Here is a 24,609-nt window from a genome sequence, read left to right on the forward strand (position 1 = left end):
AGCGGCTCGATCCGGCCCCACATCGCATCAGTGATCACTAATCGGACAGGCACATCCGATCAACTGACCAACGCATCAAAGAGACACGCTCTAGGCCGTCTCTTCCGGATCTTGCCGGGCCCGCGACGCCCGGCACCGCACCTCGCCGTGTTGTCGGGGCGCCCGAGTACGTCGCCCCTCCGCCTTGCGAGGCACGGCACCGGACGCCGCGGGCCTGACCGGCAAGATCCGAAAGAGACGGCCTAGACCTGGCCGGGAACACGTTCGCGAGGCCCCGGTAGCCGTTGTCGAGATCGGCTGTGACGTCCGGGTGCATGCGGAACTGCTCGGTGATGCCCTCGGTGCGCGCAGGTCCGGTCATGTACCCGGCCCGGACGCTCCTCTCCGGACCACAGGGTCCGGCCCTGCCCATCGCTGATCGTGGTTCGTGGTCGTCGTCTTGACCGTATTCCGCTTGCGCTTGCCCGACACGAGCGCAGGTCGTCCGGGCCGGTGTGTTTTGGGGCGCTTCACCTGGGTTCCATCCCGTCGATCCGAAGGGTCACCCCCTCGGCCTCGGCGCAGGCGAACACGTCCGCCGATGGGCGCAGCCGCAGCCTGGGGCGCTGCGGACCCGCGAACCCGCGGGCTGCGAGTGGCGGCCTCACCTCTGCCACCGCCCGGTGGATGACTCCCTGTGCCTCATAGGTGAGCCCGGTCCGCAAGTGCACCAGCGTGGCCGGTAATTGGTCGGTAGATACCAGCTGCTCGTACTTCGGCCCGGCCCCTGCCTCTCGTCGGCGCGAGCCGTGACGCCGGTCGTGACGTTCGGACGCGCAGCGAGTTCCGTGATCAGCTCGCCCAAGAGCCACTCCGGGAAACCGCAGAACGCGTGATGCACCATCACAACCCGGACAACTCGTACGACCGCCCCGATGTCCCCGACCGTGACGAAAATCGTCGATCGCGGAAGAGCCCGTAAATCCAGGTGTCCCTCTCCCATCCGCCCCGGTAGCGTGCGCCGGCATGACATCGGAACTGGTACGCCCCCCGCTCCAAGCGGATGAACGCACCGCGCTCATCGGCTGGCTGGACCTGCAGCGGCAGATTCTGCGCTGGAAATGTGAGGGACTGAGCGATGAGGACGCGCACCGCTCGGTCATCCCGACTTCACCGGCCATGACGATGGCCGGTCTCATCTCCCATATGCGCTGGACCGAGCACACGTGGCTGGAGGTGCTGTTCCTCGGCGGAGACAAGAAGCAGAACCCCTCGTTCGACGAGTCGAGCGAGGACGCCGACTGGCACACCGACGGCCGCCCCCTCACCGAGCTTCTCGCGGAATACGAGGCCCAGTGCGCCCGCAGCAATGAGATCGTCGCCGCGGCCTCCCTCGACGACGTCGGCCGGCACGCCGACTTCCGCTCCGGCAGCGCCAACCTCCGCTGGATGCTGATCCACCTCGTCGAGGAGACGGGGCGGCACGCGGGGCACGCGGACATCGTCCGGGAGTTGCTCGACGGCACAAAGGGCTATTTCTAGCGCGGTAACCGCTTGCGGGAGAGCCCGTTGGCGTTGCACCCGCAGTCAGTGTGGCTGGCGGCATGATCGGCTCCGGGGGCCTGTCGCTCCAGTTGACGAGGTCGCGGCAACAGTGGGGTGGACGGCAGCGAGACCGGGGCGCCGAGCCGGCGGGTGAGCGCGGAACTGCCGCGTCACGTCGCCGGCTGCTTCTCGTCGCGTGTACCTACAGTAGGGAGGCCGTTCTGGCTGCTCGCTTGCGACCTAGCGGCTTCGGCGATGTTCGCGCTGGGCGTGTGCGCATTCGCGGGTGCAGAACTTGATGCCGGTGGTGCGGTTCCTCCCGTACTCGGCGCGGCCTCGCCAGCGGACGAAGGAGCCCCGGCAAGTCTCGTTCGCGCAGGTACGGGCCGTGGCTTCTTCAGCCATGTGGTTGTACAGCTGCAGGGATGCCACGGACACCAGCGGTACGTATCCGTCCTCGAATGCACTCACGCGTGGCAGAGCACCTTGCACGGTCTCGCCCGGTGCCACGAGCGTCGCCTCACTGTCATTGATGCCCGAACCCCGCCGACCGCGATCCTTCGGCCTCGCTCCGGTCACTTCGGTAGATCGGCGGACAAGAAGGGGGCAAGGAGCGCGAGCAAGGCGTCGGGGCGGTCCAGGGGGATGATGTGGCCGCAATCCTGGAGATGGTGTCCGACCAGGTCATCGGCGATGGGCCGGAGTTGGCGTTCGAGGCCGGTGCCGACGGGGTGAGAGCCGACGGCCATGGTGGGCATGATCAGCCGAGCCGTCGCGACGGCGCTCCGGATCTGCTGCGCGCTGGTGGGCAGGGCACGGTAGTAGGAGAACGCGCAGTGCAGGGCCTCGCTCCCGGTGTACGCGTGGACGAAGGCCGCACGGATGTCGTCGGGTACTCCCCGCCCGAGCGTCCCCGAGTTGAGGAACCAGTCGATGTACGGGGCCTCGTTGCCGACCAGGGCGGTCTCGGCGAGGCCGGGGACGGCGTGGAAGCCGAACCACCACGGGGCGCCGCCTTCGATGACGTGTTCTGCTCCGGGCAGGCTGCCGAGCAGTGCCTCCATCACGACCAGGCGCCGGACGAGTCCAGGCTGACGCAGCGCGAGCAGGACGGCGGGGGCGGTGCCCGCGTCGATGCCGACCACCGCTGCCGAGGGCTCGTCCAGTGCGTCGAGCAACCCTTCGAGGTCGGAGGCGAGGGTGCCTGCGTCGTAACCTTCGGCGGCACGTGAACTGGCGCCGAAGCCTCGCAGATCCGGGGCGATGACCCGGTACTGCCCGGCCAGTCGGTCCATGATGCCGCTCCAGAGTTGCCAGGTGTGCGGGAAGCCGTGCAGCAGGAGAACTGCAGGTCCGTCCCCGGCGATTGCCACGTTGAGTTGGACGCCGTTCGTCGTGATGCGGCGTAGTTGGTGTGTGGTGGTGACGGGCATGACGACCCTCCAGGCGGTTACCATTGGTGACCACAGAACGATAGGTAACTGTCCGGCCGCTTCCCAGGAGGCACTTTCAGGGAAGGTGGTGAGCCCCAGGTGACCACCCGAGGAGCCCGGGCCGCCGGTCGCGGGGTGCGCGGCGATCTGTTCGATCCCAACTGCCCGACGCGGCAGTTGCTGGACCGCATAGGTACGAAGTGGACGTCCATGGCCGTCAAGACGCTCGCCGATGCCGCACCGGACGAGGTGCGCTTCGCGGAGCTGAGACGCCGGATGCCCGGCGTCTCGCAGAAGATGCTGTCCGTGACGCTGCGAAGCCTGATGCGCGACGGGCTGGTGTCGCGCCGGGTCGAACCGACCGTGCCGCCGCGGGTCTTCTACCGACTCACCGCACTCGGGCTGTCCCTCGAAGCCGCGCTTGCGGGGCTGCGGACCTGGGCGGAGGAGCACATGGCCGAGATCGACGCCGCCAACGAAGCCGCCGACCAGGAAGTCCACGAGGGATAGGGAGGCCGGCTCCGCGCTCAGCACTGGTGACTCGGGTACTCGGGTACTCGATGTGCCGGAGTCGCTGCCCTGGCATCACCTAGCAGACGGAGGGGTGTCGCCGACACAGTGGCTGACGAAGAAGGGGCTGGTGAAGGACGACGGGGACATGGGGTCGAGGCGAGGGGCGGCATCTCCGGTTCTGCCGGAAGCCCTCCAAAACTCTGAAGTCGGCCTTGGAGGGCACGAGTCCGCGGTGGTTCCAAGCATGGGGACGACGCCTGTGCGCCAAGATCCACGGAGGCTTGTGACGCCGGGACTGAATGCCGCTGTCGCCGTCCCGTCGCTGCTGGGGGCGTTCAAGCGGGCCAGGCGCCGAGTGCGTGCGCCAGGCGATTGCTCTGCTCGCGGGTGATGCCCCGGGCGTGGCGAGTCCCACCACGCGGATTCATGTACCCGTCACAATGCGGGATTCCGAGGAAGAGACCTCGGCTTGATGACAGCGGAGAGGCCACAGGAAGCGTCCATTCAGCCGACCCCACAAGGGGTGGTCGGCGAGGAGCGCTGCCGCGAGATGCGGGGCCGGCGCTGTGTCCACGCCCGCCTGCGCCGGCGCGCCGCCGACCACGGCTGTGGCGTCCTCGGGCAGATTCCGCTCGCCGAGGGCGGGCAGCAGGAGCAGCAGGCGGGACGTTCTGCACGAGGATGCCCCGGGCGCCGGCGACGGCGGAGGAGTTCGGATGGCGCCGGCTCGCCGGCCGCCTCAAGGTCCCCGCCCTGCACGAGCGCCTTCAGGACGACCCAGGCCACGACGTGCTCTTCTACGAGGACGTGTTCGCCTCCGGCTGCGCCGGGCACCAGCTCGGTGACCTCATCGCCCTCGCCGACGACGACCTCACGGCGCTGGACGCGGTCACTGGCGTGGTCGACGCCGTCTGCGACGACCTGATCGGCGCGGTGACCACCAGCGAGCGCACCGGCACCTTCGCCGAGCGCGTCCCCGGCCCGCACGCCGACCGCATCCGCCCCGGCGGCCGGATCGACACCTGGTGGCTCGCCGCCGAACTCACCCTCGCCACGGTCAACAGCACCCAGCTGCCCCTGGATGTCCCCGCCGAAATCCCCGCCTGCCGAACTGCCCGCAACCCCGCCGGACGGTGGTCCACCGCCCTCACCCTGGGCGACCCCACCGAACCCGACATCGTCTCCACGGCCGCCGCCGGCGGGACTTCGAGTATGCAGGCCGCAACACCAGCGGCGGCGAGATCCCTCACCCCGCCTCCTGGCTCGCCTCACCTGCGACCTCGGAGCGGCCGCCGCTCTCCCGGCCGGTCGGGAGTTGGAGGCCCTGCGCCCCAACGTATCGTTCATCACCGCCCAGTCGTCGATCATCGACGGCGGCTGGCTGCCCCACTGACCCAAGACCGACCACCACCGGGGAGACCAGCTCATGAAGCAGCGCGTCCGCGCCATCTTGCTCACCACCGCCGGCACCATGCTCGTCATCAATCGCATCCGCCCCGGCATCCCCCCGTACCAGGTCCTCGTCGGCGGCGGCGTCGAGCCCGAAGACGCCGACCTGGAAGCTGCGCTGCTGAGGGAAATTCGCGAGGAGATCGCCGGCGAAGCCGTCGACCTGCACCCTTTCAGCCAGGTGGAGAACGACAAGGGCGAGACCGAGCACTTCTACACCGCCCAGATCGTCGTCCGGAACTTCGACGACCGCACCGGGCCGGAGTTCACGCGCGACGACCGCGGAGAATATCTGCTCGAGGAGGTCCCGCTCACCGCTGAAGCCGTCGAGGCACTGAACCTCATGCCGCCCCAGATCAAGGAGGCGCTGCTCGACGCGATCCGCGCGGGAAGCCTCACGATCCCCGTGGCGTAGCCGGCCGTCGCCCGCTCGAACTGGTCGGCATCCTCGCCGACCCGAAGGTCGCAGTGGCCACGGCGAGATTTGCCCGGAGGCCAATGGTCCGACCCAGATGTCCCGGGGCTCCGAAGTCGCCACGCCCCACCGCCGGTGGCCGACTGCGCGCAGGCTCATCCACGACCGGCACTCGGGCGCGCCGATCGTCAGCTCCTCGGCACCGAAGTCGCGCACCAGGCCCGGGTACAGGTGGTCCAGGGTCAGCCACAGGCTGCGGGCCGCGTCGGGCGGCGGCGCGATCCGGCTGAGCGGCGTCTGCCCGTCGCTAGTGGTGATCGTTGATCGGAACGCGGCGGACAGGAACAGCCGGTCGAAGCCGGCCCCGGCGCGGTGACCGAACTCGACCGTACACAGCTCCGCCTCCACCGACCCGTCCTGGCGTCGTTCGATCACGGCCAGGCCAGGCCAGGCCAGGCCACGACGGCGACGACGTCCCGAGCGTCATCAGCGCGCGCCCGCCCGGGGCCGGCTGCTCCACCAGGGGGGGCCGGTGTACTTCGATGTCGGGAGCGGCCCGAACGTGCCGTCGACGGCGCACTGGACGGCCTGCGACGGCCGGTCCCGCCGTCCAGGCGGGAGGCCTTGCGGGCGGTGTGCGCGTGCGGTCGGCGGGGCATAGGGGGTTGTTGTACGAAGCGGACGTCGACCCCGGCGGAGCGCTCGCGGACTGGACGGCGCACCTGTCCGTCGTCCGCGACGAGGCCGTGCCGCTACCTGAGTCTGGGTGCGGTCGACATTCAACGCCGGGTCAGCGCCGAGCTCGTCACCGTCCAGCAGCAGCTCGACGACTCGCGCCTGTGGTCGGTCGCGGCTCGTCTGACGACCCTGTATGCGAAGACGTTCCCCGGCTCGGACGGGGTGAAGGCGGTGGCCGTGTCGGGCGCCGACCTCCACGACGTCAAGGTGTTCAAGCCTCTGATCCTGGCGATACCCGCCATTCGGTCGCGGCGTGGGCCGCCGATGCGTCACCCGGCAAATCCGTTGGGGACTTCTCCAGAAGTACGGGTACCTCACCCATCAGGTCATGCCGGGTATCTCGGGAACACCTCGGGGTTCTGGTCAGGAGGTGACCAGCGAGATGGTGTAGAAGTGTTCTTCCGTTTCGATGAACGCCTCCTGGGAGTTTCCGTCGTGCGACCTTAGGAATATTCCCATGATGGGGTGGAATGCTCCGGGCAGTACGGCTTCGCCGAAGGTGCCGTGTTTGCTGCACAACGCGGCCAGTGGCTGGATTTCTTTGTCGATCGCCTCGGCCATGGCATGGCGCAGCAAGCCGCTACGCATCTTCGGCAGGTGTTTCAGCATCTTCAGTGCGTCCTCGCGGATGCCTTCGATGTCCTGAGGCATCAAGTCGGGTCGAACTTCGGCGTAGATGTTGGGGAGGAACATGAAGCCGTCGGTCGTTGGAGCGTGGACACCGTCCCTTGCTGGGGCGGGGTGGCCCTGTCGCTGGGCCGACTCTTTCAGCCTGTCCCAGCGCAGAACGCCGAAGTTGGTGAAGTCCCAGAGGACTTCGACGGGCGCACGGTAGTAGGGGAGTGATGCGACGTAGGAAACCGCCTGCTCCGCCGGCGGAATCTCCTCCAGTCTTCGCGTGTCATACCATTCGCGAAAATGGAACCGCTTTGAGGCGTCCTTGGGCTCCGCTCTCCGGTGCAGCCTCTGGTGGAGGTTGGTGGCGACGAAGCGCTCGAAGTCCGCGCCCTGGGCGTTTGTCCGATTCAGGCAGGTGACGGAGAATTCGAAGTCTCCGCGGGCTTTGATGGGTACCAGGTTGCGGAAGGCTTGGACCTCTGTGTCCTGGTGGGTGAAGCTGACGCAGTCGCCGAACATTAGCGGAGTGGGCAGTGTCATCCCTTGGAAGTCTTTGTTCATAAAGGCCTTGCCGTCAAGCACTCGTAGCTTGCTCATTTCACCCTTCAGTGTTCGACTGCGGGCGAGTCTATGCAACGGTTTTGTCGCGGGCCCTCCACCCCTCAGCGAGTTCTTGCTGATGACGACGTCCGGGTACCCGCCGCTGCCCGAGCCGTTCGCCCAAGCGCTCGGCGAAGCGGCGCAGACCATGGCGATGGCCTACCGCCTGGTCTCCGACGCGGTCCACCGCGCCACCCCAAGCGCTGCACCGGCCGGGGTTCTTCCTCGCCGTCCTCGGGCGGCGGGCTGATGCACTCGGACGACCGCACCATGTCGGCGAGTCCGCTCAGGGCGCGTTCGAGGGGACTCAGCGGCTCATTGTTCATGACCATGCCGGAGATGGCTGCCCAGGCCGTTGCCGATGTCGGGCAGCAGGCCAATCAGCATGCCCATCTTGCGGTCTTGCGCGGCCAGTACCTCAGGCGGTACGGAGTCAGCGCCGACGGCGCCGTTCCCGACGCGGTCAGCCGTCCCACCGAGGCCCCTCGGCGTGCTCGGGGAGCTGGGCGAGGACCTCTGGCCGGCCGAGCGGCACCTGCCCGCCGCTCCGGTCCCGGTCTACGTCGGGACGTGGGCGGCGTACACGATCGCGCAGCGGCCCCCGCTGTCGGGCGTCGCCGCCCGGTGGGCCGGGTGCTTCGAAGGCGTGCGCGGCCGTGCCCACCCAGGCGGCCCATCCAGCGGTGCACCGTACGGCGGATGAACAAGCTGAGCCGCCCCCCGGTCATTTCTTTATCCCCACTGTTGCGACTGCTCCCGCAGGGCTGATGGGATCCGGCGGTCGTCACCGTGGCGGACACGGCGACCGTGCCTGCGCGGATCCACCGGACGCGGACGGCAAGAGCGCTCCGCCCGCGGCGCGCGATGCCGCAGCGGGCAGCAACTCGGTGCTTGGCCCTGGGAGGGGGACGGTCGGTTTCGCGAGCTGACCGTGTGTCGAGGAGAGGCCGGTGGCCGGGGCGAAGCGGTCTCCTTGCGCGGCTGCGCCCGGAGCACCCTGCAGGGTGCTCCGGGCGCAGCCGGCGGGTCAGGCGTTCTCAGGAGCTATGGCGCCGATCATCTCTGCCAGCACGGTCCGCCGTTCCTCCCCCGGGCGGGGGCGGAGCGGACGGGCCAGGCGTGCACTGTCGTAGTGCCAGCGGTGATCGAGGTCCTGGGCCACGGCTTCGGTGGTGCGGAACTGCGCCCCGGTGCCGAGCAGTTCCGTGAGGTCCTGCGCCAGATCGTGCCAGGACACGTGGCCGCTGCACGCGTTGGCGACCCCGTGCACGGGCCGGTCCAGGCATGCGACCACCGCACGGGCCAGGGCGGCTGCGTGCACCCAGGCGGCTCCGTACCAGTCGTGGCCGTCGGTGCCGGGACGCGGCAGGTCGATCGGGTGGCCCTGCCGGGCGGCCTGGTAGAGCGTGCCGATGGCGCCCCAACGCAGCTGTTCGCGCAGCCGGTCGTGCGCGCCCCAGACGATCGGTGAGCGTACGGCGCTCGCACCACCGCGCCCCTCGGTGCCCGCGGCACGCAGCAGCATGGCCTCGCAGTCGAGCTTCGTCCTCCCGTACGGGCTCACGGGCTCGTGGGACGGTGCCTCCTCGGCGACCCGATCCGTGGTGGGATGACCGTAGGCGTCGACGCTGCTGACGAAGACGAAGGGGCCGCGCCGCCAGGCGGCGACCATCGTCTCCATCGCCGCCCTGTCGATGTCGTGCCGGGTGAAGGTGCAGGCGGCGTGGACGACCGCGTCCGCCTGCGCCACAGCGTCCCGCAGTCCGGCCAGGTCGCAGAGGTCGCCCTCGATGACATCGACGCCCTCGGTGGCGATCAGATGGGCGGACTCGGGCCGGGCCAGCGCGAGCACGGGGCGGCCCTGCGCGACGAGTTCACGTACGACGAACGCGCCCACGCCACCGGTCGCGCCGGTGACCAGCACCGTGCCCGGGCGGACGTCGCGGGAGCGCGGAGCCGGCCTGCTCGCGGTCCTCGCGGTCCTCGCGGCGCTCTGCCGCGCCGCCCGTTCGTCGAGGAGTGCGATCAGGGCCCGCGGTGTGCGGGCCTGGAGCACGTCGAGGCCGGTGAGCGGCAGACCGAGGTCCGTACGCAGCCGCTCGGCGAGCTGAACGGCCTTCAGCGAATGGCCGCCGAGGGCGAAGAAGTCGTCGTCCGGCGACGGCGCGACGCCGAGGACCGCGGTGAAGCTCTCCGTGACGGCTTCGGCCATGGGGCCGCAGGGGGCGCCCGGCGCGGACGGCTCGGGCAGCCCGGGGAGCCGGGCAGGGTCGAGCGGGCCGGCGGTCGTGCGGGGCAGCGCGTCGAGGAGCGTGACCGTGGCGGGCACGGCCTCGGGTGCGAGCGAGCGGCGCAGCAGGCCCAGCAGTTCGTGGCCGGACGTGCCGACGCTGTCGTGGAGGACGGCGTAGGCCAGGGGCGGTCCCTGGTCGGGCCGGACCACGGTGGCGTCGGCGACGCCCGGGTGGGCACGCAGGGCCTGCGCGGCGGGGTGGCGGTCGCCTTCCGGCGCGTCCTGCCGGGCGCCTGCCGGAACCGCTCCGTCCCCGGCGCCTTCCGCCTCGCTGCCCTGCCGGTGGTCTTCCGATACGGCACCCACCGCAACGGCCCCCTCCGCAACGGCGCCCTCCTGGTCGCCGCCGCAGGCGCCCTCCGGGCCGGCGCCGGCCCGTGCACCGGAGGCGCCGTCGACCGGGCCGGGAAGCACAAGCGTGCTCAGAGCGCGTTCCGGATCGGCCGCGACCGCGTCGAGCAGGGCCGCGTAGTCCCCGAGGGCCGCCTCCGCCACACTGTCGTCCAGCGCGTTCGGGTCGTACTGGACCAGCGCCCGGGGCCGTACTGCCCCGTCGCCGGGTACCAGGCCGTAGGACAGGGTGAACTTCGCGCCGTCGGAGGGTACGTCGACGTACTCGGCCGACGTACCCGGCAGCCGCAGGACGGTCGGCTCACCCAGGACGTCGGAGGTGACGCGGACCAGCGCGGTGCCGTCCGCGCCGCGGGCTCCGGCGCCGAGGCGTTCGAGGACCAGGTCGAAGGGGATGTGCCGATGGCGCTGGGCCTCGAGGAGCGCGTCGCGCACGCGCCGCAGCAGCTGGGCGAAGGTCGGGTCGCCGGAGGCGTCGACCCGTACGGGCAGGGTGTTGACGCACAGGCCGACCAGACCGCGCATGGCGGTTCCGCTGCGGTGGGTGCCCGCCACGCCGATGACGAGGTCGTCGTCGCCGGTGAGGCGGTGCAGTGCGGCGAAGGCCGCGGTGAGCGATACCGCGAAGAGGGTGGCCTGCCGCTGTGCACCCAGCGCCCGCAGGGCCTCGGGCACGGCGGGCTCCAGCGGCACGCTGCGCGCGGCCCCGGGACGTACGGACGACTGCGGCGCCGCCGCGGGCCGGGGCCGGGGCAGGCGCGGCGGGACGGCATCGGCCAGCAGGTCGCTCCAGCGGTCCAGTTCCGCCGCGAAGCCGGGCAGGGCCTCGTGCTCGCGGCGCGCGTGGTCGGCGTACTGCGGCGGTGCGGGCAGGGCGGTGCGGCCGTTCCCGTCGGTGGCTTCCGCGTAGAGGACGGCGAGTTCGTCGGCCACGGTCTCCAGTGAGGCCCCGTCCACAGCGATGTGGTGGAACGTCAGCAGCAGGGTGTGGTCCTCGGTGCCGTGGCGCAGGACCAGCGTCCGTACGGCGTCGCCCGCGGCGAGGTCGAACGGCCGGGCCGTCTCGCGCCGCAGCAGCCCCGCGGCGTTCGCCGGGTCGGTGTCGACGACGTGTACGGGGATCGTCCGTGGCGTCGGGAGGACCTCCTGGTGGGGCTCGCCGTCGCGCTCCGTGTAGCGGGTGCGCAAGATGGCGTGCCGGGCCACCAGCCCGGTGAGGGCGGTGGCGAGGGCGGCCACGTCGAACGGGCCGCGCACCCGGGTGGCGAACGGTACGTGATACGAGTCGCCCGCTCCGCCGAGCCGTTCCATCAGCCACATGCGCCGCTGGGCGCGGGACAGGGGGACGACACCCGCGGCCGGCCGGGCGGTGGCTGCGGATTCGGCGGTGTCCTGCGGTGCGCGACCGTCGTCGACGGCGCCCGCGGCGCCGGTGGGCACGTCCGTCGTCCGCCGGGCCTTGCCGGCACGGGCGCGGCGCAGCAGCTCCTGCTGGAGCTGCTCCTTGCGGTTGCCGGCCGCGGAGTCGGTGTCAGTGGACATCGCTGTGCTCCGGGGTCTCGGGGTGGAGGTCTTCGTGCGCGGCCATCAGGAGGTTTTCGACCAGTGCGGCTTGGGCGGCGACGGTCGGGGCGGCGAAGAACTCGGCGAGGGAGAGTTCCACTCCGAGCTCCTCGCGGAGGTCGTCGGTGACGGCGAGGGCGAGGAGGGAGTGGCCGCCGATGAGGAGGAACTCGTCGTCGGCGCGGGTGACCTCGATGCCCAGTGCCTGGCTCCACACCTCGGCGACGGCCTGTTCCAGTGGTGTCATCCGGACCGCCGGCGCGTCGGCGGTCCGGCCCTCGGTGGCGTGCGCGCGCCCGGAGAGGGCACGCCGGTCGACCTTGCCGGCCGGGGTGAGGGGCAGACGCTCCAGCAAGGCGACCGTGTCGGGGACGAGATGGCCCGGCAGGACGGCGGTGAGCCGCTCGCGCAGCGCCGTGCCGTGCGGGACGTGGCCGGGCGCGGCGACGACGAACGCGACGAGGCGCGCCTCGGGGGTGCCGGCGCCGTCGACGGTGACGGCGGCGTCGTCCACGTCCGGCTGCTCGCGGAGGGCGTGTTCGACCTCGGCGGGTTCGATGCGGAAGCCGCGCACCTTGACCTGGTCGTCGTTGCGGCCGTGGAACTGGAGGACGCCGTCGGTCCGGAGGGAGACGATGTCGCCCGTACGGTAGAGCCGCCCGGTGGCGGCCCGCTCGACGAACCGCTCGGCGGTGAGTTCGGGCAGGCCCGTGTACCCGTGGGCGAGCCGGCTGCCGCCGATCCACAGTTCGCCCCGGTCGCCGTCGTCCACCGGTTGGCCCTCGGCGTCCAGGGCGTGCGCCGTGGCCCCGGCCATGGGCCGGCCGATCGGGACGGGCCCCTCGCAGTCCCGTGCGGTGACCCGGTGGGCGGTCGCGAACGTGGTCGTCTCGGTGGGCCCGTAGCCGTTGACGAGTTCCAGCCAGGGGAAGGCGGCGAGCACCTCGCGGGCCTGTGCGGCGGCCATCGCCTCGCCGCCCACGACGACCGAGCGGAGCTGGGCGAAGACGCGGGAGCGGCGGGCGGCGAGCTGGTGGAAGAGGGCCGTGGTGAAGAACGCCACGGTCACGCCGTGCCGTTCCACGTGCCGGGCCAGGTCCTCCAGGGAGGGCCGCTGCTCGGTGCAGACGACGACGGCCGCGCCGTTGGCGAGCGCGACCCAGACCTCGAACGTCGAGGCGTCGAAGGTCATCGGGGAGTGGAACAGGACGCGGTCGCGGCCGGAGACGGTGACGTAGTCCGGTGCGGTGACCAGCTCGGCGATGGCCCCGTGCGGCACGAGGACGCCCTTGGGGCGGCCGGTGGAACCGGAGGTGAACATGATGAAGGCCGGGCTGTCGGGGTCGGACGCGTCGAACGGCCGACCGGTCGTCAGCGGAGCCTCGGGCAGGGCGAGGACGGGGCCGGGCAGGGTGGCCGCGTCCAGCAGCTTCGCGTCGCCGACGGTGAGCGTCACCTCCGCGTCGGCGATCATCGCCTCGGTGCGCGGGCGGGGCTGGGCGGGATCGAGCGGTACGCATACGGCACCGGCCAGCCACAGGCCGAGCTGCGCGACGATCGTGCGGGACGACCGCGCCGTCAGGAGCGCCACCCGGTCGCCGCGCTCGACCCCGTGCTCGCGCAGGTACGCCGCGAGGGCGCGGCCGGCCCCGAGGAGACGACCGTAGGTGAGGGCGGTGTCGCCGTCGACCACGGCGAGGGCGTCGGGGGTGCGTTCGGCGTGCCGCGCGACGAGTGCGGGCAGGCCGGTGGCCGGCGCCGACGGCCGGACGGGCGCCGTGGTGGTGGTCGCGGCCGGCGGCGCTACGGGGGTGCCGCGCGCCGGGTCGGCGGGCAGCGGGGTGACGGTGGTCATGTCAGGCTCCTTCCGGGCGCGCGGTCAGGCGCTGGTCGAGGAGGGCGGCGAAGGCGCGCAGGTCCGTGCTGCGCAGCAGCTCGGGCGCGCGCAGGCGCACTCCCGTCTCGCGTTCGACGGTCGCCAGCAGCCGTGCGGCGACCACGGAGGTGCCGCCGGCGTCGGTGAAGTGGTCGCCGAGACCGATGTCGGGCCGGCCGAGGAGGTCGCGCACGGTCGTCAGCACGAGCCGTTCGCCGGCGGTGACGGCAACGACCGCGTCCGTGCCGGTGCCGGTGCCGGCCGCGGCCTCGGCGGGATCGTCCGAAGCGGCGGCCAGGGGCGATTGCGGCGCCTGGGCCCGAGCCGCCAGGGAGAGGCGGTCCACCTTGCCGTTGGCGTCGAGCGGGAAGCCGTCGACGATCCGTACGGCGGTGGGAACGGCCTGCTCGGGGAGCCAGGACCGGACCGCGTCGAGGAGGTCCCCGGCCGCGGGTTCGGCGCCGTCGGTGGGCCGTACGTGGGCGACGAGGCGGCCGTGGCCGGAGCTGTCGCGCAGGACGGTGACGACAGCGGTGCGTACCCGGGGATCCTGCTCGAAGGCGGCCTCCACCTCGGCCGGTTCGATCCGGACCCCGCTGATCTTCACCTGGTCGTCGAGGCGGCCGAGGAAGTCCAGGCTGCCGTCGGTGTTCATCCGTACCCGGTCGCCGGTGCGGTAGAGCCGCTCGACGGCGGGCAGCTCCGCGTCCGGCGCGGGCGCGGTGAACCGGCGTGCGGTGAGCTCGGGGTCGAGGTACCCCAGTGCCAGGCAGTGGCCTCCGACGCGCAGTTCGCCCTCCTGCCCGCGGGCGACGGGGCGGCCTGCTTCGTCCGTGACGATGAGGGTGACGCCCGGCAGCGCGGTGCCGATGGGCGGCGGGGTCCGGTCCCCGGCCTCCGGGTCGGTGCCGCGCATGGTGTGGGTGGTGGTGACGACAGTGGCTTCCGCGGGGCCGTAGGCGTTGTGGACGGTAGCGGTGACATCCGCTCCGGGGCGGCGGCGCATGCGGTCGCCGCCGACGACGAGATGCCGCAGCTTCAGATCCTGCGGCCACGGGCGGTCCAGGAGCGGCTCGACGGTGGGGGTGGCCGCCACGGCGTGGGTGAGGGCGCTGTCGCGCCACCAGTCGGTGAGGACGCGGCTGTCCCAGCGGGTGTCGTCCGGTGCCGGGACGAGGGCGGCGCCGGAGGTGAGGGCCGCCCACAGTTCCAGCAGGTGCGGGTCGAACGCGACGCCGATGAGCAGGGACTGGCGGTCGCCGGGGGCGAGGCCGGTCTCGGAGCGGTACCAGTCGAGGGCGACGGAGAGCGAGGACTCGGCCACGGCGACCGCCTTGGGGCGGCCGGTGGAACCGGAGGTGAGGACGGCGTACAGGGCGCCTTCGGGGGCGCGCCGGGTGCCGGGGACGGAGTCCGCGACGGCCGCCACGGCGACGGCGGGGGCGTTGACTCCGGCGGTGGGCAGCGAAAGCGGGAGGTGCTGCCCGCTGCGGTGCTCCTCGGGCAGGACACCGGGGTCGCCGATCAGGCAGGCGACGTCCAGGTCCTCGGTGACGGCCTGGATACGGCGTTCGCCGGGCCGGGGGCCCAGCGGCAGGTAGACGGCGCCGAGCCGGGCGAGCGCGACGGCGGTCACCACCAGGGCGGTGGACCGGTCGAGGCAGACGCCGACGAGGTCGCCGGGCCGGACCCGGTCGGCCAGATCGGCGGCGACCAGCGCGGCCGCCGCGTCGAGGTCCCGGTAGGTCCAGATCCGCGTGCCGTCGATCACGGCCGGGGCCTGCGGGGCGCTGCGGGCCCAGTCCTCGAAGCGGGCGAGGACCCGGGTCGGTTCGGCGCCGGGGCCGTGGGCGACGCTCGGCGCGGAGCCGGCGGGGGTGGCGGGCGCGGCGGGGGCAGCAGGGGTGGAGTCGAGTCCGGTGGCGAGGGCGGTGGCGAGGGTGGTGTCGAGGGGCAGGGCGGGGGCGGCGGGCGCGGCCGGGGACTGGATCATCACGACTCCGTGGAGGGGGCGGTGGTGGCGAGGGCATCGGCCTGGTCGGCGAGCACGGGGTTGCGGAAGAGGATCCGCAGCGGCGGGCGGGTTCCCAGCCGGGGCTCGAGCCAGGCGGCCAGCTCGGCGGCCAGCAGGGAGTGGCCCCCGCTGTGGAAGAAGTGGGAGCGGGCGTCGAAACGGCTGTGGCCGAGGACCTCGCGCCAGCCTTCGGCGAGCAGCGCCGTCATGGGGTCCTCGGACCCGGTGGTGGCCGCGGGCTCGGAGTCGGCGTCGGTCCGGGCACCGGGGGCGCCTTCGGTGCCGGTGCCGGTGCCGGTGCCGGTCCCGGCAGCGGTGTCGGCGTCGAGCGCCGCCGCACGCCGGGACAGGGCCGTACGGTCGGGCTTGCCGCCGGCGAGGGTCGGCATGACGTCCAGCCGTGCCCAGCGGGCGGGCACGAGCGGGCCGGGCAGGCGGCCGCTCAGCTCGGCGTGCAGCGCCTTCTCGTCGAAGTCCGCGTCGTCGGCCCCGGCTTCGAGGAAGCCGACGAGCCGGGGCCCGCCGGAGCTCTCCCGGTCCAGTACGACGGCGCAGGAGCGGCCGCCCAGTACCGCGGACGCGGCCGCCTCGATCTCCTCCAGCTCGATCCGGTGGCCGCGCAGCTTGATCTGGTTGTCGCGGCGCCCGAGGAAGTAGAGCAGGCCGTCGAGGCCGCGGTATCCGAGGTCGCCGGTGAGGTAGACGCGCTGTCCGCCGGCCGCGTCGAGGGTGACGAACCGGGCGGCCGTCGCCTCCGCGTTGCCCGCGTAGCCCTCGGCGAGACCGGGGCCGGCCACGGCGAGTTCACCGACCGCGCCGGACGGCAGAGGGCGGTGGTGGGCGTCGAGGACGTGGATCCGCTCGCCCGGGAGCTCGGTGCCCAGGGGGATCTCGGCGCCCGCGGCGAGGGCGTCGCGGGAGACCTCGTGGACGGTGGAGCTGATGGCCGCCTCCGTGACCCCGTACACGTTGAGCACGGTGGCGTCGGTGTCGGCGAGGACGCCGCGCAGTGCCTCGACGGGGAGGCGCTCTCCGCCGAGGACCACGAGCCGGGGCGCCCAGCTCTCGTCCCGCAGTACGGGGCGAAGGTCCTCGCGGGTGGCGAGGAAGTAGCTGGTGGGCAGGTTGGCGACGGTGACCCGGGCGGACACCAGCGCTTCGGCCAGCTCCGCGCCCGTGGGCACCTCGTACTCGGGCAGGACCAGGCACGCACCGGCGTACAGGGCCGGCAGCACCTCTTCGAGCGCGACGTCGAAGGACGGCTGGGCGAACATCAGCACCCGGTCCGAGGTGGTGAGGCCGAAGCGGTCGGCGGTCGCCGTCAGGTGGTGCACCAGCGCCGCGTGGCCGACGGCGACCGGCTTGGGCGTGCCGGTGGAGCCGGAGGTGTGGATGACGTACGCGGTACCGGGGAGTTCGGTGGTTCCGTGGGCCGGGGGCAGGACCGGGGCGTCGATCCGTGCGGTCGGCAGTCCTTGCGGCAGGGCCGGGGTGCCCTCACCTGTGAGGACCAGTGCCGGGGCGAGCCGCTCCAGCAGCAGACCGAGCCGGGCCGGCGGATCGGACGGGGAGAGCGGGCAGTAGACGGCGCCGGTCCGCAGGCAGGCGAGCAGGGCGATGAGGGAGTCGGTGCCCCGGGGCAGTACGACGGCCACCGGACGGCCGGGCATGACGCCGGCGGTGCGCAGCCGCTCGGCCAGGGAGCCGACGCGCTCGTCCAGTTCGCCGTAGGTGAGCCGGCGGGCGCCGCACAGCAGCGCCGGCTGAGACGGGTGCCGCCCGGCGACGGGATCCAGCGGATCACGGTCGGCGGGGACGGGCACGGGCTCGGCGGCCGGCTCCACGACGGTGGGATCCAGTTCGGCCAGCGGGGTCTCGGGGCTGTCGAGGTAGGCGCGCAGCAGGTCCAGGAAGCGGCCGGACAGCAAGCGGGCGACGTCCTCGCCGAACAGGTCCATGTCGTAGTCCCAGACCAGGGTCATACCGGGCGAGCCGTGGCGCGTGGTGACACCGCGCCGGTCGTCCGGGAGCAGGACCACGTCGAGGTCGAAGCGGGTGGTGCCGGTGTTGAAGCCCTCGAAGAGGGTGATGTCGAGGCCGGGTACGTCGATCTCGGGCAGCGGCGCGTCGTGGGCGCTGAACATGACGGAGAAGAGGGGGTTGTCGGCGCCGGAGGTGTGCATGCCCAGTGCCCGGGTCAGCTCCTGGACCGGTACGTCCTGGTGCGGGAGCGCCCGGATGAGGGTGTCGGTGACCTCGTCCATGGTGTCCTGGGCGGGTGCCGCGCCGTCCAGGACGAGCGGCAGCGGGATGGTGTTGACGAACATGCCCACGGCGTCCTCGTAGCCGAGGGGGCGGTTGCCGACGGCGGTGCCGATGACCATCCGGGAGCGGCCGCTGTGCCGGCGCAGGAGCTCGGCGAACAGCCCCAGGAGCGTGGAGAAGGGGGTGAGACCGCGTGAACGGGCGTGCCCGCGCAGGCGTTCGGCGAGATCGGCGCCGATCGTCTGGCGCAGCTGTCCGCCGTGGTGCTTGCGGCGGGCACCGGGGCGGGTCAGGCCGGGCAGCGGCAGGTCGTGCTGCTGATCGCGCAGTTCGGCCCGCCAGAAGTCGAGGGATTCGGGGGCGTACGCGGCCTCGGCGCGCTCCTGGACGTGGTCCGCGTAGGAGGAGGCGGGCGGGAGCCGGAGGGTCTCGCCGAGGACGTGGGCGCGGTAGACGCGGAAGACGTCATCGAGCAGGATCGCGAAGGAGTGCCCGTCGTGGATCAGGTGGTGCTCGACGTGGACGAGCCGGTGGTGGCGCTCGGCCAGGCGCACGAGCGTCCAGCGGATCAGCGGCGCCTCGAACGTGTCGAGCGGTGTCTCGGCCTCGGTGCGCAGGAGGCGCGCGAAGGCCGCCTCCGGATCCGCCTCCGTGCTGAGGTCGGTCGTGCGCAGCCTCGGCGCACACGCTCGGGCGACCCGCTGCGCCGGTACGGAACCGGCGGAGGCGACGAGTTCGAGCCGCAGGCCGGGGTGGCGGGCGAGGGTGGCTTCGAGACCCAGACGCAGCGCGTCGGTGTCGAGCGTGCCCCACAGGTCCAGTGAGGCGGTGAAGTTGTAGGCGCGACTGCCGGGCTGCATCTGCTCGTGCAGCCAGACGATCTCCTGCGAGGAGGAGAGGGGAAGCATGGGCGATCCCTGAGGTTGTGGGTCGGTGACCGGTGCCGGGTCACGGTCGTGTCCGGCGGTCGTGCGGACGGCGCCGCGGGTCGCGCGGTGCCGCTCTCTGCGTGGGGGGATGCCATGGGGGGAAGTCGTGGGGTACGCGGTGGCCGGGTGGCCGGGTGGCCGGGTGGCCGGGTGGCCGGGTGGCCGGGTGGCCGGGTGGGCGTGGGCTCCGGTGCGCGGTGGTCGCGGGTCCCTGACGCGCCGCGGGCGCCGCGGCCGGATCGGGTACCCGCAGCGCATGCGGACGTGCAACTGCCGGCGGCCCGGGACATGCGGTGCGGGTGGTGCGTGCCGTGCCGCCGGTGGCCGGGTTGCCTCGCCGCGGCGTCCGCGGGTCGGCATCGCCTCGGGGCGGCGGGGCGGCGGCGCGGCGGCGTGGCGGCGTGGCATGGTCACCGCACGGTGCGCTCCGAGGGGCGCAGCGCGTGGGTGAGCGCGTCGAACGTGCGGTGCGCGCTCTCGTCGTCGAGCACTGCCCGGTCCCACACCATCCGCAGTCGGATCTCCGCCCCCTGGGTGACGGAGACGGCGAAGGGGCCGCGGACGGGTCTGCCGTCGACATGGACCTCCCGGCCCTCGACACCGGCCAGTACGAGCGGCGGACGACGGCTGTCGTCGTCCACGGTGAGGAGTCCGTCGAGCCCTCCGGTCCAGGCCGAGCCGGCGGCCCGCGCGGCGGTCACGACGGCGTCGAACGGTACGTCGGCCCGGTCGAGGTCGTCCCACCAGGCGTCGGCCGTCGCCTCCCGGTCGGTGCCGCTGCCGGGTCGCTCCGCCGGCCCGGTGTCGGCCGGGAAGACGAGCGTGTTCAGGAAGCAGCCGATGACCGGTTCCGCGCCCGGGGGCCGGCCGCCCCAGGGGTAGCCCAGCGGGACCGTGCGGCCGGGGCCGTACAGTTCGCGGGCCGCGGAGCGGCAGGCGTCGAGCAGTGCGGGGAAGGCCACGCCGCCGTCGTGCGCGGGCAGCCGGGCCTGCGCGGCGCCGCTGGGCCGTGCGCCCTCGGGGACGCGAGCCGGGACGCGCGCCGGGGCGTGGGCCCGCAGCGCGCGCAGCCGGCCGGCCCAGTAGGCGGTCGCCTCGGGCGTCTCCGCCTTTTCCTCGGCGGCGAGTTGGCCGAGGACCGCGTCGCGGTAGGCCGTGAGTTCGGCGTCGGTCTCTCCCGGTGCGACGGGGGAACCGATGGCCTCCTCGCTGTAGGCGGCGCCGAGTTCGTCGACGATCCGGGCCAGGGAACGGCCGTCGCAGACGGCGTGGTCCAGGGCGACGGCGAGGATCTCCTCCTCGTGCTCCTCGTCGCGTACGAGGAAGAGCCTCAAGGGGGGACCCTGGCCGTCCCAGGAGTCCAGCGCGCGGCGTAGCGCGTCGGCGGCCGACTCACCCGGCAGGAGGGCCGGGCGCGCCAGGTCGACGTCCGGGTCGGCGACGTGCAGGACGGGTGTGCCGCGGGTGACGGCGGGACGTGAGCGCAGGGCCGTGTGCCGTGCGGCGAGCCTGGACGCCGCTGCCCGCAGGCGTTCGGGGTCGACGGTTCCGTACGGGAACGCGAAGAACATCGGCACCAGGTCGGGGCGTCCGGAGGGGTCCAGCGAACGCACCAGCAGGAAGCGGCGCTGCGCTCCGGTGACCGGCAGTACGGTGTCGGACCGGTCGCCGGTGAGGCGCCGGTAGCGGGCGAGGTACTGACTCGTGATGCTGAGCACGTGGTCCTCTTCGTCGTTGCCGCAGTCGCGCGGACGGGTGGCGCGGCCCCTGCGGACGGGGCGGTGAGTGGTCGGTGGCGGCGGGCGGGGCCCGTGCGGGGGTTCGCGTTGCCGGTCGCCGTACGGGTGCGGGGCGGGGGCATGGCGGCGGCCGGGGTGGGGCGGGGCGGTCAGCGGGTGGGCGCGGGGGTGGGCTGTTCGTCACCGTCGACGGTGGCGGTGGCGGTGGCGGTGGTGGTGGCGTGCGGTGCCCCGGGTTCGGCGCCGGGTTCGGCGCCGGCGTCCGCGTCGTCGTGCGGTCCGGGCAGGTCCCGCATGCGGCGCAGCGGGGAGAACAGCAGCGGCAGGGGTACGGCGAGGATGCCGACGGCGCACCAGGCGAGGGCCGTGCGCGATCCGTAGGACTGGGCGAGGGCTCCGCCGAGGAGGGCGCCCAGCGGCAGGGTGCCCCACATGAGGAAGCGCAGGGTGGCGTTCATCCGGCCGAGCAGCCGCGGCGGGCACATGCCCTGGCGGAAGCTGACCTGGGCGACGTTGTAGACGACCGCGCCGAAGGAGACGACCGCCGACCCGGCGGCGAACAGGACGGCTCCGAGGAGCCCGTGCCCGGACAGGGGCCACAGCAGCGCGAACGGGCCGGTCACGAGGACGGACAGGAGCATGACCCGGGCCTGCCCCAGGCCGGCCGCGAGGCGTCCGGCGCACACGGCGCCCAGAAGACCTCCCACGGCCGACGCGGACAGCACCAGCCCGAGCCCGCCGGCCTGCAGTCCGACGACACGGACGAGGTGCACGGTCTGGGTCGCCATGAGGACGGCCGTGCAGAAGTTGGCGAGGCCGGTTGTCAGGGCGATGACGCGGAGCAGCGGATGGCCGAAGACGAAGCGGACGCCCTCGCCGATCTCCTTGCGCAGGGAGCCTCCCGCGGTCACGGGTTCGGGTGCTTCCTCGGTCTGCCGGACGCGCTGGAGAAAGAGGGCGGAGAGCAGGTAGCCGACGGCGTCGACGATGACCGCGAACTGCGCCCCGACGAGCTGGACGAGTCCGCCGCCGATCCCGGGACCGGTCACGTGGGCGGTGGAACGGACCGTCTCCAGGGCGCCGTTGCCGGCCACGAGCTGGTCGCGGGGCAGGATCTGCGGGAGGTAGCTCTGGTGCGCAACGTCGAAGAACACGGTGGCCACGCCGGTCACGAGAGCGACCACGTAGAGCTGGGCCATGGTCAGGGCGCCGAGGAGGGCGGCAGCGGGGATGCTGGCCATGGCCACGGCGCGCAGCAGGTCCGCGCGGATCATCAGGGGACGCTTGCGCATCCGGTCGGTGAGCGCTCCGGCGGGCAGGCCCACGAGCAGGAAGGCGGCGGTCTCCGCGGCGGTCAGGAGGCCCACCTGGAAGGCGGGAGCGTCGAGTTCGAGGACGGCCACGAGCGGCAGCGCCACCAGGGTCACTTGTGCACCGAGCTGTCCGGTGGCGGCTCCCGCGAGTAGCAGTCGGAAGTCGCGCAGGCGCAGAGGGCCACCGGGGGTGGCTCGGGATGTGTCGGACATGTGAACGACATTCACGGACCCATCGCTCAACAGTCAAAGTAAACCTGTCATTTTCGGACTTGTTTTGCTGCGCTACGGTCACAGATCGGGAAATCTTTCGCATCACCCGGGGTTCGGCCGCGTTAATTCCTGTCGGTTGCGTATTCGGCGCGGGGCGGGCGGGGTAAGGGGGAGCGGGGGTGCAAGGAGCCGTCGAGCGGCGCCACTTACCCTGAGTAACGGACTCCAGCCTGACCGAAAAGACCCACTCCCGACCGCGCCCCCGCGGAGCCATCCATTCCGTCCGCTATGCGGACGGCCAGCACCGCCCAGCGACACCACGCGGCGGGAACCCCGGCCGGGGCAACGCATCAACTCGGGCGGTAGCGGGGGTTGTCGGCGTGTAGTCGGCGGAGGTGGCGCGGATCGTCAGGGTGGGACGGGCGGCGGTGGTGAACCGGCGCCGCCGACACCCCGACTTCCCCGCCCCGGTGGCCGCTACGGAGGTGTACCCGCAGTTCGACCGCGGCGCGGTCGCGTCCCGGCTCCTCGCCCACGACAAGATCGAAGTACCTGTGGGGCCGAGGCTCGCCCCGTTCGTGCCGGCCGGGGCCGGGCGCGCCTCGCGCCGGTACCGCCTCGACGCCCCGGGGCTGACCCTGGCCGACGACCCGGCCGGCCCCTTCGATCGGACCGCCGGGAGCCTACGAGAGCACACCGGTCATCAGCACGGTGGAGCCAGAACTTCCTGGCTCGGTCGAACACTTCCGACAGGCCCTGTGTCGCATCAGGCAACGTTCACCTCGGGCGGTCTGCGACGATGGCTCCATGGACGAGGAAGCCATTCCCATTCTTCGCGTCGAGGACGCTGCCGCGGCGGTCGTGTGGTACGGACGACTGGGCTTCGCCAAGCAGTGGGAACACCGCTTCGAGCCGGAGTTTCCCGCGTTCGTCGAGGTCGCCCGGGGCGGGGTGCGGTTGTTCTTGTCGGAGCACAAGGGCGACGCCCGCCCCGACACGTTGATCTACCTCCGCGTTCGTGATGTCGAGGCCGTCGCCGCCGAGTTCGGTGTGCAGGCGAAGGACGCTCCGTGGGCGCGTGAGATCGAGCTGCGCGACCCTGACGGCAACCGGCTTCGGATCGGCACGCCGACGGAATGACACGCGCCGACAGCGTGCGCCTGGGATCTGCCGGCTGACCTGGAGTGGGCGGTTCCGGCCGAGTCGCACGGGCATGTCACGTGCAGGGGAGTTCGACCTGGCCCGGCGAGCGTTTGTCGCCCGGGCGCGGCTCCGCCGCAACGGCCCGCCCCCCCGTCGGGTCACGTTCTCGCTGATCGGGTGTTGACGGCTCACACGTGGCCGGGGGAGTCCGGCGTTGACGGAGTGCCCACGCATGCAGGGCCTGGCCGGTGCCCTGTGAGGTCTGACGGGTCGGACAACCTTGAGGGCGTGTGCCGGAAGCGTGTTTCACAGGAGCCCGAATCCGGTTGAGACGCCGGGCGGTGCCACCTCCCAGTCCGCTCCTACACCGTCGCGGCCGTCAAGGCCGGGGTACTGACCGACGAATTCGGCACCGCCAAGCACGCGGCCCTCGGCCGGTTCATCAGCGTCGACCCCGCATTGAGCCTCGACCAGCACCAGTCCCTCAACGGCTTCAGCTACGCGAACAACGGCGGCTGGACCAAAGGCGATTACATTGAGGACGATGGCGGCGGCGGTGGTGGGGGCGGCGGTGGCGGCGGCAAGCAGCGGGCAACGGCGGTTCCGGCAACAAGCCCGGCTCCTTCGTCAGCGTCATCACGCTCCCCTACGCCCCTCCCACCATCGCGGCCCCGAGTACGCGAAGGAGCGGGCGTGCCAGTTCGATCCGATCCTGTCCTGCAACCCCGAAGACGCCGTCCATGGGGGAGGGGGCAGAACAACGGGTCGGTGACCATGGTGGGATGCCTTTGGGTAATGGGGGCATTGTCGCCCGAAATCCCCTATGGAGAAAGCAGTCAGGGCGCGAGACGTGAGAAGAGTGATCTCGCTGCAGCGCACCGAAATGAAATCGGGCAGCTCTTCAACGGAAACGGTCAGAGGTCTGGTGAGTCGACGACAAGGATGCGGCCGACCGGCCGGCCTGCCGGTTCAGCTCAGGGGTCCTGACCGCAATCGCCACGCACGATGACGCCAAGCCGGCCACGACTGTTCTGCGTTCGTACACGGCGAATCATGAGATACTCCGCGAAGGAGTGAATGGCGTGCAGGCGCGTATCGTCGTCATCAATGGAATGACGGTCTCGCCCTTCGCCCACGCCAAGACGGGCTACGGTACTCCGGCCGATAAGTTCCTGCAGAAGAATGTCGGACATGTCGGCGTCTTGGGGCATGGGAAGGGGCAGGCCATGACGAGTCTTCCGAGTGGCAGTTCCGCGAAATTACAACTATGGGGGTCCGCATAGATGAGAACCCTCGAATCGATTCGAGCGGCCGTACTGTTCCTGGCTCTTTCCGCTCCTGTCGTGTCTTCCTGTGCGGCCCTTGAGGACGCCGGGGCGGGGTATCCGAAGGCTGTCTTGGCCGATCGAGACTCGTTGGTCCGCTCCTGGGGAGCGGGCGGAAGTGAAGTCGCCCTGAAGGCGGACGGTTCATTCGAATCCAAGGGTGTCGGCTTCGGTAAGGAAGACTGTCGTGAAGGGGTCCCGGATCCGGGAGCCGGCAGCTGGTCGTCGTTCGATACGGGCCAGGGGGTGACGAGGGTCCAGCTGAAGTTCGGAACCGGATGCTTCGGCTCGCTCT

The 24,609-nt window shown here is 72.1% G+C and carries 14 protein-coding genes and 1 pseudogene; 5 read left to right on the forward strand and 10 right to left on the reverse strand.

All coding sequences use genetic code 11. The annotated features are described in order from the left end of the window. Nucleotides 1-1,005: 1,005 nt before the first annotated feature. The gene (locus BCL76_RS36895; RefSeq protein ID WP_109783885.1) at nt 1,006-1,521 is read left to right on the forward strand and encodes a DinB family protein; all 516 of its coding nucleotides are present in this window, start codon (nt 1,006-1,008) and stop codon (nt 1,519-1,521) included. A 243-nt stretch (nt 1,522-1,764) separates the two neighbouring features. Here BCL76_RS36895 and BCL76_RS36900 read toward each other — a convergent pair whose 3' ends face one another. Together BCL76_RS36900 and BCL76_RS36905 are read right to left on the reverse strand one after the other, a co-directional pair. Further along, the gene (locus BCL76_RS36900; RefSeq protein WP_258310136.1) at nt 1,765-1,995 is read right to left on the reverse strand and encodes a hypothetical protein; all 231 of its coding nucleotides are present in this window, start codon (nt 1,993-1,995) and stop codon (nt 1,765-1,767) included. A 104-nt stretch (nt 1,996-2,099) separates the two neighbouring features. Further along, a complete protein-coding gene (locus BCL76_RS36905) occupies nt 2,100-2,957 on the reverse strand; it encodes an alpha/beta hydrolase (protein ID WP_109783886.1) in 858 nt (285 codons plus the stop codon). A gap of 99 nt (nt 2,958-3,056) precedes the next feature. On the opposite strand from BCL76_RS36905, the gene BCL76_RS36910 reads away from it, so the two are divergent. From BCL76_RS36910 to BCL76_RS40205, 3 genes and pseudogenes are all read left to right on the forward strand, one after another. Continuing rightward, the gene (locus BCL76_RS36910) at nt 3,057-3,467 is read left to right on the forward strand and encodes a winged helix-turn-helix transcriptional regulator (protein ID WP_109783887.1); all 411 of its coding nucleotides are present in this window, start codon (nt 3,057-3,059) and stop codon (nt 3,465-3,467) included. Nucleotides 3,468-4,896: 1,429 nt separating this feature from the next. Next, nucleotides 4,897-5,334 carry an NUDIX domain-containing protein gene (locus BCL76_RS36920; protein WP_109783889.1) on the forward strand — a complete coding sequence of 146 codons (438 nt, stop codon included), beginning with the start codon at nt 4,897-4,899 and terminating at the stop codon, nt 5,332-5,334. A gap of 753 nt (nt 5,335-6,087) precedes the next feature. Continuing rightward, nucleotides 6,088-6,246 (forward strand): annotated as a pseudogene (locus BCL76_RS40205) (XRE family transcriptional regulator); the annotation flags it as partial. A gap of 189 nt (nt 6,247-6,435) precedes the next feature. Here the strand turns inward: BCL76_RS40205 and BCL76_RS38715 are convergent. The 7 genes from BCL76_RS38715 to BCL76_RS36975 form a co-directional block, all read right to left on the reverse strand. Continuing rightward, nucleotides 6,436-7,272 carry a hypothetical protein gene (locus BCL76_RS38715; RefSeq protein ID WP_181382889.1) on the reverse strand — a complete coding sequence of 279 codons (837 nt, stop codon included), beginning with the start codon at nt 7,270-7,272 and terminating at the stop codon, nt 6,436-6,438. A 1,045-nt stretch (nt 7,273-8,317) separates the two neighbouring features. Then, on the reverse strand, nt 8,318-11,476 hold the full coding sequence (locus BCL76_RS36945; RefSeq protein ID WP_109783891.1) for a condensation domain-containing protein: 3,159 nt from the start codon (nt 11,474-11,476) through the stop codon (nt 8,318-8,320). After that, complete coding sequence (locus BCL76_RS36950; RefSeq protein ID WP_109783892.1) at nt 11,466-13,352, reverse strand: non-ribosomal peptide synthetase; 1,887 nt, start codon at nt 13,350-13,352, stop codon at nt 11,466-11,468. The genes BCL76_RS36945 and BCL76_RS36950 overlap by 11 nt, the downstream gene beginning before the upstream one ends. 1 nt (nt 13,353) lies before the next feature. Beyond that, entirely contained in the window at nt 13,354-15,366 is a 2,013-nt protein-coding gene (locus BCL76_RS36955) for a non-ribosomal peptide synthetase (protein ID WP_109783893.1), read from the reverse strand. Further along, nucleotides 15,366-18,560 carry a non-ribosomal peptide synthetase gene (locus BCL76_RS36960; RefSeq protein WP_109783894.1) on the reverse strand — a complete coding sequence of 1,065 codons (3,195 nt, stop codon included), beginning with the start codon at nt 18,558-18,560 and terminating at the stop codon, nt 15,366-15,368. Before BCL76_RS36960 ends, BCL76_RS36955 begins: the two co-directional genes overlap by 1 nt. Before the next feature lie 431 nt (nt 18,561-18,991). Beyond that, entirely contained in the window at nt 18,992-20,299 is a 1,308-nt protein-coding gene (locus tag BCL76_RS36970; RefSeq protein WP_109783896.1) for a condensation domain-containing protein, read from the reverse strand. Nucleotides 20,300-20,469: 170 nt separating this feature from the next. Continuing rightward, the gene (locus tag BCL76_RS36975; protein WP_109783897.1) at nt 20,470-21,846 is read right to left on the reverse strand and encodes an MFS transporter; all 1,377 of its coding nucleotides are present in this window, start codon (nt 21,844-21,846) and stop codon (nt 20,470-20,472) included. 807 nt (nt 21,847-22,653) lie between these two features. Here BCL76_RS36975 and BCL76_RS36980 point away from each other — a divergent pair. Beyond that, a complete protein-coding gene (locus tag BCL76_RS36980) occupies nt 22,654-22,986 on the forward strand; it encodes a glyoxalase superfamily protein (protein ID WP_109783898.1) in 333 nt (110 codons plus the stop codon). A gap of 977 nt (nt 22,987-23,963) precedes the next feature. On the opposite strand, the gene BCL76_RS38720 is transcribed toward BCL76_RS36980, so the two are convergent. Then, on the reverse strand, nt 23,964-24,182 hold the full coding sequence (locus BCL76_RS38720) for a hypothetical protein (RefSeq protein ID WP_146228510.1): 219 nt from the start codon (nt 24,180-24,182) through the stop codon (nt 23,964-23,966). Between the last annotated feature and the right edge of the window lie 427 nt (nt 24,183-24,609).

Origin of the sequence: Streptomyces sp. CG 926 (genome assembly GCF_003148825.1) — a bacterium.
GTDB lineage: Bacteria > Actinomycetota > Actinomycetes > Streptomycetales > Streptomycetaceae > Streptomyces.